16 protein-coding genes and 1 riboswitch are annotated in these 14,028 nt (G+C 67.9%); of the genes, 9 read left to right on the top strand and 7 right to left on the bottom strand.

Features of this window, described 5'->3' with window-relative positions:
• Positions 1-8: 8 nt before the first annotated feature.
• Positions 9-617, top strand: a complete 609-nt coding sequence (locus QFZ61_RS08310; RefSeq protein ID WP_307038068.1) for a MarC family protein — start codon at positions 9-11, stop codon at positions 615-617.
• Here the strand turns inward: QFZ61_RS08310 and QFZ61_RS08315 are convergent.
• The 4 genes from QFZ61_RS08315 to thiE form a co-directional block, all read right to left on the bottom strand.
• Complete coding sequence (locus tag QFZ61_RS08315; RefSeq protein WP_307035037.1) at positions 585-1,529, bottom strand: site-specific DNA-methyltransferase; 945 nt, start codon at positions 1,527-1,529, stop codon at positions 585-587. The genes QFZ61_RS08310 and QFZ61_RS08315 overlap by 33 nt on opposite strands.
• Before the next feature lie 8 nt (positions 1,530-1,537).
• The gene (locus QFZ61_RS08320) at positions 1,538-3,286 is read right to left on the bottom strand and encodes a DEAD/DEAH box helicase (RefSeq protein WP_307035039.1); all 1,749 of its coding nucleotides are present in this window, start codon (positions 3,284-3,286) and stop codon (positions 1,538-1,540) included.
• 318 nt (positions 3,287-3,604) lie between these two features.
• On the bottom strand, positions 3,605-5,101 hold the full coding sequence (locus QFZ61_RS08325; protein WP_307035041.1) for an RNB domain-containing ribonuclease: 1,497 nt from the start codon (positions 5,099-5,101) through the stop codon (positions 3,605-3,607).
• Positions 5,102-5,222: 121 nt separating this feature from the next.
• Positions 5,223-5,975, bottom strand: coding sequence for a thiamine phosphate synthase (thiE, locus tag QFZ61_RS08330; RefSeq protein ID WP_307035042.1), 753 nt, complete (start codon positions 5,973-5,975; stop codon positions 5,223-5,225).
• A 26-nt stretch (positions 5,976-6,001) separates the two neighbouring features.
• Positions 6,002-6,119: riboswitch (TPP riboswitch) on the top strand.
• Here thiE and thiO point away from each other — a divergent pair.
• The 7 genes from thiO (at position 6,111) to QFZ61_RS08365 (ending at position 11,380) form a co-directional block, all read left to right on the top strand.
• Positions 6,111-7,430 (top strand): glycine oxidase ThiO, encoded by a 1,320-nt coding sequence (thiO, locus tag QFZ61_RS08335; protein ID WP_307035044.1) that lies wholly within the window; start codon positions 6,111-6,113, stop codon positions 7,428-7,430. Its footprint overlaps the riboswitch before it by 9 nt.
• The gene (thiS, locus tag QFZ61_RS08340; RefSeq protein WP_307035046.1) at positions 7,427-7,663 is read left to right on the top strand and encodes a sulfur carrier protein ThiS; all 237 of its coding nucleotides are present in this window, start codon (positions 7,427-7,429) and stop codon (positions 7,661-7,663) included. The genes thiO and thiS overlap by 4 nt, the downstream gene beginning before the upstream one ends.
• Before the next feature lie 5 nt (positions 7,664-7,668).
• A complete protein-coding gene (locus tag QFZ61_RS08345) occupies positions 7,669-8,523 on the top strand; it encodes a thiazole synthase (RefSeq protein WP_307035048.1) in 855 nt (284 codons plus the stop codon).
• Positions 8,524-8,592: 69 nt separating this feature from the next.
• Positions 8,593-8,796 (top strand): hypothetical protein, encoded by a 204-nt coding sequence (locus QFZ61_RS08350; RefSeq protein ID WP_307035050.1) that lies wholly within the window; start codon positions 8,593-8,595, stop codon positions 8,794-8,796.
• Between the two features lie 147 nt (positions 8,797-8,943).
• A complete protein-coding gene (locus QFZ61_RS08355; RefSeq protein WP_307035052.1) occupies positions 8,944-9,225 on the top strand; it encodes a DUF3311 domain-containing protein in 282 nt (93 codons plus the stop codon).
• Positions 9,222-10,916, top strand: a complete 1,695-nt coding sequence (mctP, locus tag QFZ61_RS08360) for a monocarboxylate uptake permease MctP (protein ID WP_307035054.1) — start codon at positions 9,222-9,224, stop codon at positions 10,914-10,916. The genes QFZ61_RS08355 and mctP overlap by 4 nt, the downstream gene beginning before the upstream one ends.
• Before the next feature lie 71 nt (positions 10,917-10,987).
• Positions 10,988-11,380, top strand: a complete 393-nt coding sequence (locus tag QFZ61_RS08365; RefSeq protein WP_307035055.1) for a VOC family protein — start codon at positions 10,988-10,990, stop codon at positions 11,378-11,380.
• An 86-nt stretch (positions 11,381-11,466) separates the two neighbouring features.
• On the opposite strand, the gene QFZ61_RS08370 is transcribed toward QFZ61_RS08365, so the two are convergent.
• From QFZ61_RS08370 to QFZ61_RS08380, 3 genes are all read right to left on the bottom strand, one after another.
• Entirely contained in the window at positions 11,467-11,769 is a 303-nt protein-coding gene (locus QFZ61_RS08370; protein ID WP_307035057.1) for a hypothetical protein, read from the bottom strand.
• A gap of 8 nt (positions 11,770-11,777) precedes the next feature.
• The gene (locus QFZ61_RS08375) at positions 11,778-12,002 is read right to left on the bottom strand and encodes a DUF3107 domain-containing protein (RefSeq protein ID WP_307035058.1); all 225 of its coding nucleotides are present in this window, start codon (positions 12,000-12,002) and stop codon (positions 11,778-11,780) included.
• Positions 12,003-12,066: 64 nt separating this feature from the next.
• A complete protein-coding gene (locus tag QFZ61_RS08380) occupies positions 12,067-12,810 on the bottom strand; it encodes a TetR/AcrR family transcriptional regulator (RefSeq protein WP_307035060.1) in 744 nt (247 codons plus the stop codon).
• A 6-nt stretch (positions 12,811-12,816) separates the two neighbouring features.
• Here QFZ61_RS08380 and moeB point away from each other — a divergent pair, with 6 nt between their 5' ends.
• Complete coding sequence (gene moeB / locus QFZ61_RS08385; protein ID WP_307035062.1) at positions 12,817-14,028, top strand: molybdopterin-synthase adenylyltransferase MoeB; 1,212 nt, start codon at positions 12,817-12,819, stop codon at positions 14,026-14,028.

Raw genomic sequence — 14,028 nt, forward strand, 5'->3', positions numbered from 1 at the left:
TGGAGTGGATCGACCTCCAACTCCTCGCCTCCGTCATCGTCACGCTGTTCGTGATCATGGATCCGCCCGGGACGGTGCCGATTTTCATGTCCCTGACAGCCCAGATGGACGCCCGCGACCGCAACCTGTCGGCCCTTCAGGCGCTGCTGGTGGCCACCGGCGTGATCGTGACCTTCGCCATTTTCGGGCAGTCCATCCTCAACTACATGCACATTTCGCTGGCCGCGCTGCAGGGCGCCGGCGGCCTGCTGCTGGTCCTGATCGCCCTGCAGCTGCTTACCGGTTCCACCGGCGGTGAGGAAAACGCAACGAAGTACAAGAACGTCGCGTTCGTGCCGCTGGGGACGCCGCTGATGGCGGGGCCCGGCGCGATCGTCGCGGTGATGGTGTTCGTCCAGCGCTCCGGCAGCATGTCTCAGTACCTCGCCGTCGGGCTCGGGATTGCTGTGACGCTCGCGTCCCTTTACCTGGCCATGCGGTTCGCCGGCGTCGTGCAGCGCGTCCTGGGGGAGAACGGCGTCGAACTGGTCACTCGGATCGCCGGCCTGCTGCTTTCCGCGATTGCGGTGCAGATGATCGCCGACTCAGTCCACGCCTTCGTCACCAGCTGGACCTGACACACCTCGCCCGACCGGGGTTGCCCCGGCCGGCGCGGGCCGGGCATCCGGCAGCGCGGTGAAGCAGGCGCTCGCCGCCAGCCGTTTGGCCATGACGTCGACCGCGGCCTGGTTCTGGTCCACGCAGACGAACCTGCGGTTGAGCTTGGCCGCCACGGCGCCCAGTGTTCCCGAGCCCGCGAAGAAGTCCAGGCACCAGTCGCCCGGCCGGCTGGACGCGGCCACCACGCGGCGGATCAGGCCCTCCGGCTTTTGCGTCGGATACCCCGTCTTTTCCCTGCCGGTGGGTGAAACGATGGTGTGCCACCAGACATCGGTGGGCAGCTTGCCCAGTTCCCGTTTGGCGGGCGTCACCAGTCCGGGCGCCATGTACGGCTCACGGTCCACCTCGGCGCTGTCGAAATGGTACTTCGCCGGGTTCTTCACGTACACGAGGATGTTGTCGTGCTTCGTGGGCCAGCGGAACTTGGCGCGGGCACCGTAGTCGTAGGCCCAGATGATCTCGTTCAGGAAGCATTCCCGGCCGAAGATCGCGTCCAGCATCACCTTGGCGTAGTGCACCTCGCGGTAGTCCAGGTGCAGGTACAGCGTCCCGTTGTCGGCGAGCAGCCGCCAAGCCTCGATGAGCCTCGGCTCCAAAAAGGACCAGTAGTCGCTGAACGCGTCGTCGTAGCTGTGCAGCGCGCCCTTGATGGTGTCGTAGGACCGGCCCTTGAAGCCGACGCGGTCGCCCTCGCCCCCGGCGTTAAGCACCATCTTGGTTTCCTGGCGCTTCTGGACCCGGCCGGTGTTGAAGGGCGGATCCACGTAAATGAGTGTGAAGGCGCCGTCCGGCAGCGTCGGGAGGTACTCCGCGTTGTCCGCGTGAACCACCAGGTTGCTGCCGTCCGGCGCCCAGACGGTGTTAGCCATGAAGCGGGTTAGGCCTCGGTGCCGCGGGCCGGGGCGTTGCCCTGCGTTTCGCCGGCCACGACTTCGCCGTTGCGGCGGCGGGTGCGGGTGCGGCGGCGCGCGCGGGTTGCCCGGTCCACCTCGGCGGGAGCGCTGGCCGGGGCCGCAGCCTGGGTCGTCGCCTCGGCGGGGCCGGCCGCGGTCTCCTTCTCGGGCGAACGACGGCGGCGCTCACCCGAGCGCCCGCTGTCGCGGCTGCCCTCGCGGGAACCGGTCCGGCTGCCCTCGCGGGAACTGGTCCGGCTGCCCTCGCGGGAACCGCTGCGTGCACCGTCACGGCCGCCTTCACGGGAGCCGGTGCGTGCGCCGTCGCGGCCGCTGGGGCGGGCGTTCTTCTTGCCGGTCTCACCGAGGTCTTCGAGGACCTCGGCGTTGACGCCGGCCAGCACGCGCTTGTCGCGGGGCAGGCGGCCTTTGGTGCCCTCAGGGATGTCGAGTTCCTCGAACAGGTGCGGCGAGGAGGAGTACGTCTCCACCGGCTCGGGCACGCTCAGGCCCAGGGCTTTGTTGATCAGGCCCCAGCGCGGCATGTCGTCCCAGTCCACGAAGGTCACGGCGGTGCCCTTGTTGCCTGCACGGCCGGTGCGGCCGACGCGGTGCAGGTAGATCTTCTCGTCCTCGACGCACTGGTAGTTGATCACGTGCGTGACGTCGTCGACGTCGATGCCGCGGGCGGCGACGTCGGTGGCGACCAGCACATCCACTTTGTTGTTGCGGAAGGCGCGCAGGGCCTGCTCACGGGCGCCCTGGCCGAGATCACCGTGGATCGCGGCCGCCGCGAAGCCGCGGTCGACGAGCTCCTCGGCGACCTTGGCGGCGGTGCGCTTGGTCTTGGTGAAGATGATGGTGCGGCCGCGGCCGCGGGCCTGGAGGATACGGGCAACAACCTCGACCTTGTCCATGCTGTGCGCACGGTAGATCAGCTGGCGGATGTCGCGCTTGGTCAGGCCCTCATCCTCGGGGTCGGCTGCACGGATGTGGGTGGGCTGGGTCATGTAGCGGCGGGCCATCGCGACGACGGGGCCGGGCATGGTCGCGGAGAACAGCAGGGTCTGGCGGACCGCGGGGGTGCCGGCGATGAGGGTCTCCACGTCCGGCAGGAAGCCGAGGTCGAGCATCTCGTCGGCCTCGTCGAGGATGACCATTTTGACGTTCTTCAGGACAAGGTGCTTCTGCTTGTACAGGTCGATCAGGCGGCCGGGCGTGCCGACCACAACTTCGACGCCCTGCTGGAGCGCCTCGACCTGCGGCTCGTAGGCGCGGCCGCCGTAGATGGTGGTAATGCGGGCGTTGCGCTTGCGGGCAGCGTTCTGCAGGTCATTGGCGACCTGGACCGCCAGCTCACGGGTCGGCACGATCACGAGGGCCTGCGGCGCACCAGGCGCCGGCAGCTTGTCAAAGCCGGCGTCGTCACGTCCGATGACGCGCTGCAGGGCGGGAATGCCGAAGCCAAGGGTTTTGCCGGTGCCGGTCTTAGCCTGGCCGATGATGTCTTGGCCGGCGAGTGCGACGGGCAGCGTCATGGCCTGGATCGGGAAGGGGTGGGTGATGCCGGCGTCGGCGAGGGATTCAACAATGTCGGCGCGGACGTTGTAGTCGGCGAAGGTCTTTTCCGCGATTTCGTGCGGGGCTTCGGTCGAGATGATGGTCTCTTCCGGCTCGAGCGTTTCCGTGCCGGATTCGTCGGTCAGAAGCTGGTGCGTGTGCAATTCACTCACAGGGGAGTTTCCTTATTCATTTGGGTTGCGCTGCTTGCTCAACGGGGGCCGGCCGGGGGCCGTTCCGGAGCAGGCTCAGGGGCGCAAGCAGGTCCAGCGGAAGCCGATCGCGGGCTATCTGGTTGCTGGCACTGGGACCAGCGGGTGTGTCTCAAGATCGCGTAGGGGCGGGCTTGTTGAATTCGAAATACTTGGAAATCAACGACCGGGCATCCATTACTACCCTTCCAGTCTAGCTGTTCGGCGTTCGGATCCTCGACCGGACGCGGCGGGCGGCGCGGCACCACCGCCGCCGGGCAGGGCGCCCGGCGACAAAAATCAGCCGACCAGTTCGAGCCGCACCTCCCGCGCCGCGATGTCTGAGGACACCACCCGGACCCGGACCTGGGTGCCGGACTGCAGCTCGCCGGGGCAGCGGGCGGTGACGGCGGGCTCAGCAATCTGCACGATCCCGGAAGGACCATTGCCGTTCCCCTTGCCGTTGCCGTTGCTGCTTCCCGTGCCGTTGGCCATGCCGTTTTTGGCGGGTTTGGAGCCGGAGATGACGACGGCGTCGAACTCCTGCCCGATGTGGTTGCTCAGCAGCGCGGCCTCCACCGTGTCCAGGGACAGCCGCTCCAGCTTGGCGGCCAGTTGGTCCGAGGCCGCCATGATGGCCGGCAGCGACGGCAGCGCCTCCCGGGCCCACGCGGGAACCTCGGAGCCGTTGGAAAGGGCCTCGCAGATCACCAGGACGAAACGGTCGATCAGGCGCCGCAGCGGGGCCGTCGAGTGGGCGTACGCCGCGCCGATGGCCGACTGGAGGGCATCCTCGGGGACGTCGCCGTCGAAGGGCGTGTAGCCGGCGCCGCGGAACAGCATGCCGGCCGAGTGCACGATCGCCAGCTGGCGCGGGTCCGTCGGGTCCAGGGTGCGAAGGTACTCCCCGTAACTGATCTGCCCGTCCCACGGCTTGCCCAGGGCGCCGGTCTGGCGCCGGAAGTGCCGCAGCGAGCTCTCGTCCGGGGCTGGCATGGTGCGCAGGATGCCGACCTTGCCTTCAAGCATGAGGCCTGCGGCGGCCATGCCGGTCATCAGCGAGATCTGCGCGTTCCAGTCCTCCACTGGAAGCGGCGGGGCGGCGACGATCCGGTAGCCGCCGTCGGGGAGCTGCTCGATTTCCTGGTCCGGCATGTTCAGGCTCGCTCCGCCGCGCAGCCGCTCCAGTTCCACCCGCTTGCTGCCGACCTCCCGGAGCAGCTGAAGCAACGGGTCCGCGGTGCCGCCGTCGAGCTCGGCCTGAACCCCGGCGTAGCTCAGCTTGGCCCGGCTGCGGACCTGCGCTCGCCGCACCAGCACGGTGGTGACCTCGGCGGCGCCGTCCAACTCAAACTCCCAGACGAACGCCGCGCAAAGCTGGCCTGCCAAGAGGCTGCCCGCCGCTTCACTGATCACCTCAGGGTGCAGCGGAATCCTGCCCTCCGGGGTGTAGAACGTCTGCCCGCGTCGGCGGGTCTCGGCGTCGAGGGCACTGCCGGGGGCCACGAAGGAGGGGACATCGGCGATGGCGTAGAAAACCTTATAGCCCTCGCCTGCGCGATCGATGAACAACGCCTGGTCCAGGTCCGTCGAGGACGCCGGGTCGATGGTCACAAAGTCCACATGCGTGAGGTCCAGTTCCGGCAGTTCGTGGCTGGCTACGGCAGCCTCGGCATCCCGGAGCACATCTTCCGGGAACGGTCCCGGCAGCTCCAGGGTGGTGCGCAATGCATTGAGCGCCTGGGCAAGCTGGTTCTGTTGCTGGCGGACGCTTGGCGTCAGGCGATGATGAGACACGAAAATCAGGTTAGCCCGATTTCCGCCAATAGTCTTGAAACATCGGCCCGGGCGGCGGCGAGGGCCGGCGGGCCCGGTCACGGCCGCGCCGGGGGAGCGGGGCCGGCCGGAAGTGCTGCTGCTAGTTCCCGGGGTTTCCGACGGCGTTGGCAGCGCCGGACGCGGTGGCCGCAGCGGCAGTTGCGTCTGCCCCGGCGTCGAGTGCGGCGAGCAGCGCCCGCGCCGCGCCTTCCGGGTCAGCGGCCTCGGTGATGGCCCGGACCACCACGACGCGCCGGGCGCCCGCCTCGACCACCTGTTCCACGTTGGTGAGGTCAATGCCGCCGATCGCGAACCACGGCACCACCCCGGGAACCCGTCCGGCGTCGCCGCCCTCGGCCCGTGCGATCGCCTCCGCGGCGTAGCGCACCAGCTCCAGCCCGACGGCGGCCCGGCCCGGCTTCGTCGGGGTGGCCCACACCGGCCCCACGCAGAAGTAGTCGAGCCCGCGCCGGCCCGGTGCCGCGGCGATGGCGGCGTCAACCTGGTCCGGGCTGTGCGTGGACATGCCGATTACAGTGCCCTTGCCCAGGAAATCCCGGGCGGCGGCGAAGGGGATGTCCCGTTGTCCGACGTGGAACACCGGTGCGTGGGAGAGCGAAGCGATATCTGCACGGTCGTTGACCGCCCAGAGCCGGCCGTGCCGGGCCGCCGCCGCATGCAGCACCTTCAGCAGTTCAAGCTCCTCGGCGGCCTCCAGGGACTTGTCCCGCAACTGGATGATGTCAACGCCGCCGGCAAAAGCAGCATCGACGAAGTCTTCAAAGTCGCCGCGCTCCTTCCGGCCATCGGTGCACAGGTACAGGCGGGCGGTGGTGTGGAGGTCCTGGCTCATGGTCTAAGGGTAGTTCCTCTACACTGGGCGGATACTGCGGGAGCCCGCGCAGCCTTTCCACGGCGCCGGGCTGAGAGGGCATCAGAGCCGACCGCTTGACCTGATCCGGTTAGTACCGGCGTAGGGAAGGAAGCCATGGTCCCACCATCCGCCACACCCACCGGACACTGCGACGTCGTCGTCATTGGCGGCGGAGTGGTCGGCTGCGGCATTGCCTGGGAGGCCCTCCGGTCCGGCCGCTCCGTCGCACTGGTTGACGACGCGCCTGGCGCCGGGGCCAGCTGGGCCGCCGCCGGCATGCTCGCGCCGGTCAGCGAACTCCATTACCAGGAGGAGGAGCTGCTGGCCCTGATGCTGGAAGCCGCCCGGCTCTGGCCCGGCTTCGCCGCGGCCCTGGCAGCCGGCGCCGACGGCCACCCGGACGGCGGCGCCGGCGCGGGGGACACCGGGTATCTCACGACGCCGACCCTCGCCGTCGGGGCGGACGCCGCCGACCGCCGGGCGCTCGAGGACCTGCGAATCGTGCAACAGGCTTCCGGTCTTGGCGTTGAACCGCTGACGGTCCGTCAGGCGCGCGGGCGCGAACCGCTGCTGAGCCCCGGAATCTCCTGCGCCTTCGACATCCCGGCCGACCACCAAGTGGACCCGCGCACGCTGCTGACCCGGATCGGCGAGCTGCTGGCGGCGAGCAGCCGGTATACCGGCGTGCGGCGGCGGGCAGCCGGACTGCTCTGGGAAGACGGACACGTGGCCGGCATAGAGCTGGAGGGCGGCGGGGAAATCCGGGCCGGTGAAACGATCGTGGCCAACGGACTCGGAGCGGCAGACCTGCAGGGTCTTCCCGAGGGACTGCGGCTGCCGCTGCGGCCTGTCTACGGGGACATCCTGCGTCTTCGGGTGCCGCAACGGCTTAGGCCCCTGCTGCGCTCCACCGTCCGCGGCTTGGTCCGCGGCGTCCCGGTCTACATCGTCCCGCGCGGGGACGGCACCGTCGTGATCGGCGCCACCCAGCGGGAGGACGCGCCGGCGGACCCGACGGCAGTGTCCGCGGGAGGCGTCTATCAGCTGCTGCGCGATGCACAGCAGCTGGTCCCGGCCGTCGCGGAACTGGAACTGCTTGAAGCCACGGCGCGGGCGCGGCCAGGCACTCCGGACAACGCCCCGCTGCTGGGCAGGATGGCCCAATCCCCGGGCGGGCCCGAGTGCGGGGGGCTAATCATTGCCACCGGCTTCTTCCGCCACGGGGTGCTCCTCACCCCGGCGGCCGCCGTCATCTGCCGCCAACTGCTCGACGGGACGCCGGATCCGCGCTGGGCCGCCTTCCGCCCGGACCGCTTCTCCGGTCAGGCAATCCCCGCTCAGGCCATCTCCGCTCAGGCCTTCTCCGCACGCGGTTTCTCCAGTGCCGGCGCAGCAGGGGCAAATATCTCCACGACAGACAGGGAACCAGCATGAACATCAGGCTCAACGGAGCACAGCACGCCGTCGCCCAGGGTGCCACCGTCGGCGCCCTCGTCAGCGGGGTCACCGGCAGGCCGCTGTCCTCCGACGGGCAGGCTACCGACGGCCGGAAACTCGGCGTCGCCGTCGCCCGCAATGCCGAGGTTGTGCCGCGCAGCCAGTGGCACGTGACCGCGCTCGCCGAGGGCGACGACGTCGAACTCGTCACCGCAGTACAGGGAGGATGAACGCCATGGAGGAAACAACGCTGGCTGCAGCAGAGCCGAACGCTGCAGAGCCGAACGCTGCAGGGCCGAGCACAGGACAGCAGCTGCGTCGGGACCCGCTGACGGTCGACGGTGTGGAACTGGGTTCCCGCCTGATTATGGGCACCGGCGGCGCGCCAAGCCTGGACGGCCTCGGCGCCGCGCTGGCGGCGTCCGGAACCGAACTCACCACCGTGGCCATGCGCCGCTACTCGCCGGCCGAGAGCGGTTCATTGTTCCAGCTGCTCGCAGAGCGCAGTATCCGGGTGCTGCCCAACACCGCCGGCTGCTTCACCGCCCGGGACGCCGTCCTGACCGCCGAGCTGGCCCGCGAAGCGCTGGAGACGGACTGGGTGAAGCTTGAGGTGATCGCGGACGAGCACACCCTGCTGCCGGATGCCGTGGAGCTCGTGGAGGCAACCGAACAGCTCGTGGGGCGCGGCTTCAAGGTCTTCGCCTATACGAACGACGACCCGGTGCTGGCCCTGCGGCTGGAGCACCTCGGCGCCACCGCGGTGATGCCGCTGGGCGCGCCGATCGGGACCGGCCTGGGCATCCTAAACCCGCACAACATCGAACTGATCGTCTCCCGGGCATCAGTTCCGGTGGTGCTCGACGCCGGCATCGGCACGGCGTCCGACGCCGCCCTTGCGATGGAGCTGGGCTGCGACGCCGTGCTGCTCGCCACCGCGGTGACCCGGGCCCAGGATCCGACCCTGATGGGCGAGGCCTTCAAACATGCCGTAGCCGCGGGGCGGCTCGCGCGGCTCGCCGGCCGGATCCCGCGCAGGGAGCACGCCCTCGCCTCGTCCGCGATGGAGGGCCGGGCCGAGTTCCTCTAAACGGTTCGAGGGCCGCCGCCTGGGAGCCGGCCCTCGACAATCCGGGGGCGGGACTCCTACCGTGGAACCATGAGCGAGATCCCCGCGGGAGGCGGACCGGACCCCGACGCCGCCGACATCAAAGGTAAAGGCCAAGGCAAAGGCCTTGACGCCGATGCGTTCTCGCCGGTCATCGATCCTGATCTGGTCCCGGCGGAGACGCCAGCGGATGACGAAGCGAAACGCGCCGCAGAGCCGAGTTCCCCTGACCTGGAGGACCGCCCCGGGGACTGACCAACGCCGGGCATTTATGCACTGTTGAAGAATTAGTCCAGTGTCTATTCTGTTGCCTACGACCGCGGTGACACGCGGCCGGCAGACCGCCGGCACGTCCCGGGAACCCTTCCCGCCCCGGAGGTCCGTCCCGTCGAGGAGGCGTCGATGTCCAGTCCCGATGTTGCAACGCGGGGGCCGGCCAGGCCAGGTCCCTATGTGATTTCCGGAATCCTCTTGCTGGTCGCCATCGTGGTTCCGTTGTTTGTGCCCGCGTATTCGTTCGATGAACCGCGGCTGGCCGGTATCCCGTTCTTCTACTGGTACCAGATGGCCTGGATCCCTGTCACGGCAGCCCTGGTAGGGATCTCCTACTGGCTCGTCACGAAGGAGGACCGCCGCCGGCGCGACGCCGTCCGCGGCCTGGCCGGTGCGGGGGAGGGGCGATGACCGCGGCCCTGGCGCCGCTGGCAACACCGGACCGTCCGGTCAACGGCGTCGCGCTCGCCATTGTGATCATCCTCTTCGTCCTGGTTGCGGTCCTTGGGTTCTTCGCCGCACGGTGGCGGCGGCACGAAACCACCGGGCTGCACAGCCTGGACGAATGGGGCCTCGGCGGCCGGGGCTTCGGGACCTGGGTAACCTGGTTCCTGCTCGGCGGGGACCTTTACACCGCCTACACGTTCGTGGCCGTTCCCGCGGCGATGTGGGCCACCGGAGCCGTGAGCGGGTTCTTCGCGGTGCCGTACACCATCGTGCTGTACCCCATCGTGTTCCTGCTGATGAGCCGGCTGTGGTCCGTCTCGCACCGGCACGGATTCGTCACGCCGGCGGACTTCATTGGCGGCCGCTACGGCAGCAGGGCACTGACCGTTGCGGTGGCCGTCACCGGCATCGTGGCAACGATGCCCTACATCGCCCTGCAACTGGTGGGCATCAAGGCGGTGCTCACGGTGCTCGGTTTAGGCAGCGCCGAGAACGTGCTGCTGACTGACCTTCCGCTGATCATCGCGTTCGTCGTGCTGGCCGCCTACACGTACACCTCGGGGTTGCGCGCTCCGGCCCTGATCGCCGTCGTCAAGGACCTGCTGATCTACCTGGCGGTGATCGTCGCGGTGATTTACCTGCCGATCAAGTTCGGCGGCTGGGGCCCCATTTTCGACTCCGCCCAGGCGAAGCTGGGGACGGTCAGCCCGGCGACGGGCAAACCGGCGGGCACGTTCATTCCGGGCGCCTCGAGCTATTCGGCCTACTGGACCCTGGCTCTGGGCTCCGCCCTGGCTTTGTTCATGTACCCGCACTCGATCACAGGTGTCCTGGCGACGAAGAGCAGGAACACCATCCGCCGCAACGCTGCGGTGCTGCCCTTGTACTCCCTGATGCTGGGTTTCCTCGCGCTGCTGGGCTACGCGGCCATTTATGCCGGGACCAAGCCCATCGACCTGAACGGTGCCGTCAATCCTCAACTCGTGGTGCCGCAGCTGTTCCTGGATCAGTTCCCGGCCTGGTTCGCCGGCATCGCGCTCGCGGCCATCGCCATCGGGGCACTGGTCCCGGCCGCCATCATGTCCATTGCGGCGGCGAACCTCTTCACCCGGAACATTTACCGTGACCTGATCAGGCCGGATGCCACGCCCCGTCAGGAAGCGAACGTTTCCAAGATCGCGTCCCTGGTGGTGAAGTTCGGTGCGCTGATCTTCGTCATCGCCATGGACCAGTCGGCGGCGATCAACATGCAACTTCTGGGCGGGATCTGGATCCTGCAGACCTTTCCGGCGATCGTGGCCGGACTCTACACCCGGTGGTTCCACCGTTGGGCGCTCTTCATCGGCTGGGCGGCCGGCATCGCGTACGGCACCATCGCGGCCTACAACGTCGTCAACCCGGCCACGAAGGCCCATTTTGGCGGCTCGATCGCGGCTATTCCCGGCACCGACGTGCAGGTCTATATCGCGGTCGTCGCATTTGCTATCAACCTCATCGTCTCGGCGGGGCTGTCCGCGGTCTTCCGTGCGATGAAGGTCCCCGACGGCAAAGACATCACCCGCACGTCCGACTACGGCGCCGACGAGAACGACCCCAAGGTGGCTCAGCTCCAGCGCGAGCATCCGCTCGTCGAACCGGGAGGTCCCACGTACTGACGGCGGGGCAGTAGTGAAAACCCGCCGATAATGAAGCCCCGGCGCGCTGCAAGCGGGGTACTGTGATCCGCATGGAGATGCGCCTTGAGGTCGTACAGGTACCGGTCACGAATGTCGATGCGGCCAAATCGTTCTATACGGACCGGCTGGGGTTCGCCCTGGACCACGACGTCGAATACATCCCGGGCATGCGGGTTGTCCAGCTCACGCCGCCCGGGTCGGCCACCTCGATAGTCATCGGGACCGGAATGAACAGCATGTCCCCGGGAAGTCTGGAAGGCCTGCAACTCGTCGTCCCGGACATGGCGTCCACCCGTGCGGAGCTTCTGGAGCGCGGGGCGGAGATTAGCGAGGTCCAGGACATGGGCGGAATTGCGTTCGCCTATTTTAGTGACCCGGACGGAAACCGCTGGGTGATCCAGGAGTCCACCCCGCCGGCGGTCAAGGACGCTTATCAGCGCTGACGGCCGGGGCTTGGGTAATGTGGTTAAAGCAGTGTGACCACCCGCCCGCCAGGGGGAGTGGCCACCGCTTAGGGCTTGAAAGACTGCTAGAGCCGCAGGATTGCCGTCATCCGGGCGGTGTCTTGCCGGGTCCGGGACCTGCCGAGGTAAAGCACAGCGCCGGCGGCTGCGGCCACGCCGAGCAGCAGGGGCAGCACCCACGGGATCCAAGTCAGGCCGGGCTGGTAGCCGAAGCCGGCCGCCATAAAGACGATCCAGCTCAGCATCCCCACGCCCAGGGCAACCCCGGCGGGAACGGCCGTGCCGTACTTAGCGTGCCGCTTGTCATTGGCCCACACCACGAAACCCGCGGCGACGGTCAGCATGGCCACCACAATGAGGGACAGCACCGGGGCTCCTAGAGGGCGCCGAAACCGACCCGGCGGACCTCTTCGGCGCCGATCTCCACGTAGCCCAGGACGTTCGCCGGAATGATGATCTGGCGGCCCTTCTCATCGGTCAGCCGGAGTTCGGTGCCCTTGGAGAGGGCTTCTCCCACAAGCTTCGCCACCGCGTCAGCGTCCTGGTTCGATTCCAGAGCGATCTCGCGCCCGATGTTCTGAATGCCGATCTTTACTTCCACTGCAAGGCCTCCAAGCCAATCAACGTGTTCAAGTTTTTTCTACGAGGTGTTCTCTATTTGTACTCTAGGACTCTTTGGGGAAGCGGGAGATTCCGCGCCAAGCTAAACGGTAGATCAGGTCGCTGGCCACATCGAGGTCCAGGTCGCCGTCGGTTTCGAGCCAGTATCGGGCACTGACCTGCGCCATCCCGGACAGCCCGCGGCCCAGGAGCTGTGCCTCGAGCAGGGGCAGCTTGGTGTCCTCGGCAATGACCTTCGCGATGGCGTCAGCGAAGGTCTTGTTGAAGGTCTCCAGCCGTGCGCTCACGTCCGGGTCGTTGACCAGGTCTGACTCGAAGACCAGGCGGTGCGCCTGATCGTCGCTGGCGATGAAGTGGTAGTAGGCGCGCATGACGGCCTGGACACGGTCGTCGTTGTCCGTGGTGGAATTCAGGGCGCCCAGCATGAGGTCGGTGAGGGCCGACAGATGGCTGTCCAGCAGGGCCAGGTAAAGCTCCCGTTTGGAGGGGAAGTGCTGGTACAGGACCGGCTTGCTGACACGCGCCGTCTCCGCGATCTCGTCCATCGCGGCGCCGTGGTAGCCGTTGGCCACAAAGACCTCCTGGGCCGCGGCAAGCAGCTGCACCCGGCGCTCGTCGCGCGGCAGACGCGCCGAGCGTTGCGTGCCGCTGCGCGTTTGGCCGGCCGGTTTCCCGTCCTGGCCCCGCTCAACCGGTCCCTGATGAACCACTGTCGGCCTTCTTTCCCTCGCAGTTGCTTCCACTCTACGCGCGGGTAATATGACCCGGCGGCATCTTCGGGCATACATTGAAGTATGGCTTCGAAGTTGACCGAAAACAGCACCCCCGCCACCGTTGCGCAGGCCCCGGGACCGCTGGTCGAACCGGCGGAAGACCTGACTCCGGCCGAGGTGGAACGCTACTCCCGCCACTTGATCATTCCTGAGATAGGGTCGCTCGGGCAACGCCGCCTGAAGAACGCCAAAGTCCTGGTGATCGGCGCCGGCGGTCTCGGTTCGCCCGCCCTGTTGTACCTCGCGGCCGCGGGCGTCGGGACCCTGGGGATCATCGACGACGACGACGTGGACCTGAGCAACCTTCAGCGCCAGGTGATCCACGGGGTGGCCGACGTCGGCCGGCCCAAGATCGAGTCCGCCCGCGATGCAATCGCCGCGCTGAACCCCTTGGTCGACGTCCGGCTCCACAACGTCCGGCTTGATGCCTCCAACGCCCTGGAGCTCTTCGCCGGTTACGACCTCATCCTCGACGGCGCCGACAACTTCGCCACCCGCTACCTCGTCAACGACGCGGCCGCAATCCTCGGCAAGCCCTACGTGTGGGGTTCGATCTTCCGCTTCGACGGTCAGGTCAGTGTCTTTTGGGAGCAGCACGGACCCACCTACCGGGACCTGTACCCGGAGGCGCCGCCCGCCGGCTCCGTTCCCTCCTGCGGGGAAGGCGGGGTCTTCGGCATGCTATGCGCCGCCGTCGGGTCGCTCATGGTGACCGAAGCAGTGAAGCTGATTACCGGCGTCGGACGCTCCCTGCTGGGGCGGGTGGCGTTGTTCGACGCCCTCGGCGGGAGTTGGCGCGAAATCAAGGTCTCCCGCGATCCGGAGGCTTTGCGCATCACGGAATTGACCGACTATGAGGCTTTCTGCGGGATCACCCCGGCCGCGGACGCGGGCACCGAACACACCGTCACCGCAGCCCAGCTCGCCACCATGCTCGCCTCCCGAAAGGCCGGGCTGAAAGACTTTGAACTGGTTGACGTCCGGGAGAGCGGGGAATTCGAGATCGTCCGGATCGACGGTGCCAAGCTGATCCCGCAGGGCAGGATCCTGGCCGGCGAGGCCTGGTCCGAGCTGCCGCAGGACACGGACATCGTCTTCCACTGCAAGGCCGGGACGCGCTCCGCCGCTGTCCTGGCCGCCGCCCGTGCCGCCGGTTACGAGCGGGTCAGCCACCTGGAAGGCGGCATTCTTGCCTGGGTGCGCGAAGTCGAACCGGGCAAACCGGTGTACTGA

This window comes from Arthrobacter sp. B3I4 (assembly GCF_030816855.1).
In the GTDB taxonomy this organism is placed as follows: Bacteria; Actinomycetota; Actinomycetes; order Actinomycetales; family Micrococcaceae; genus Arthrobacter.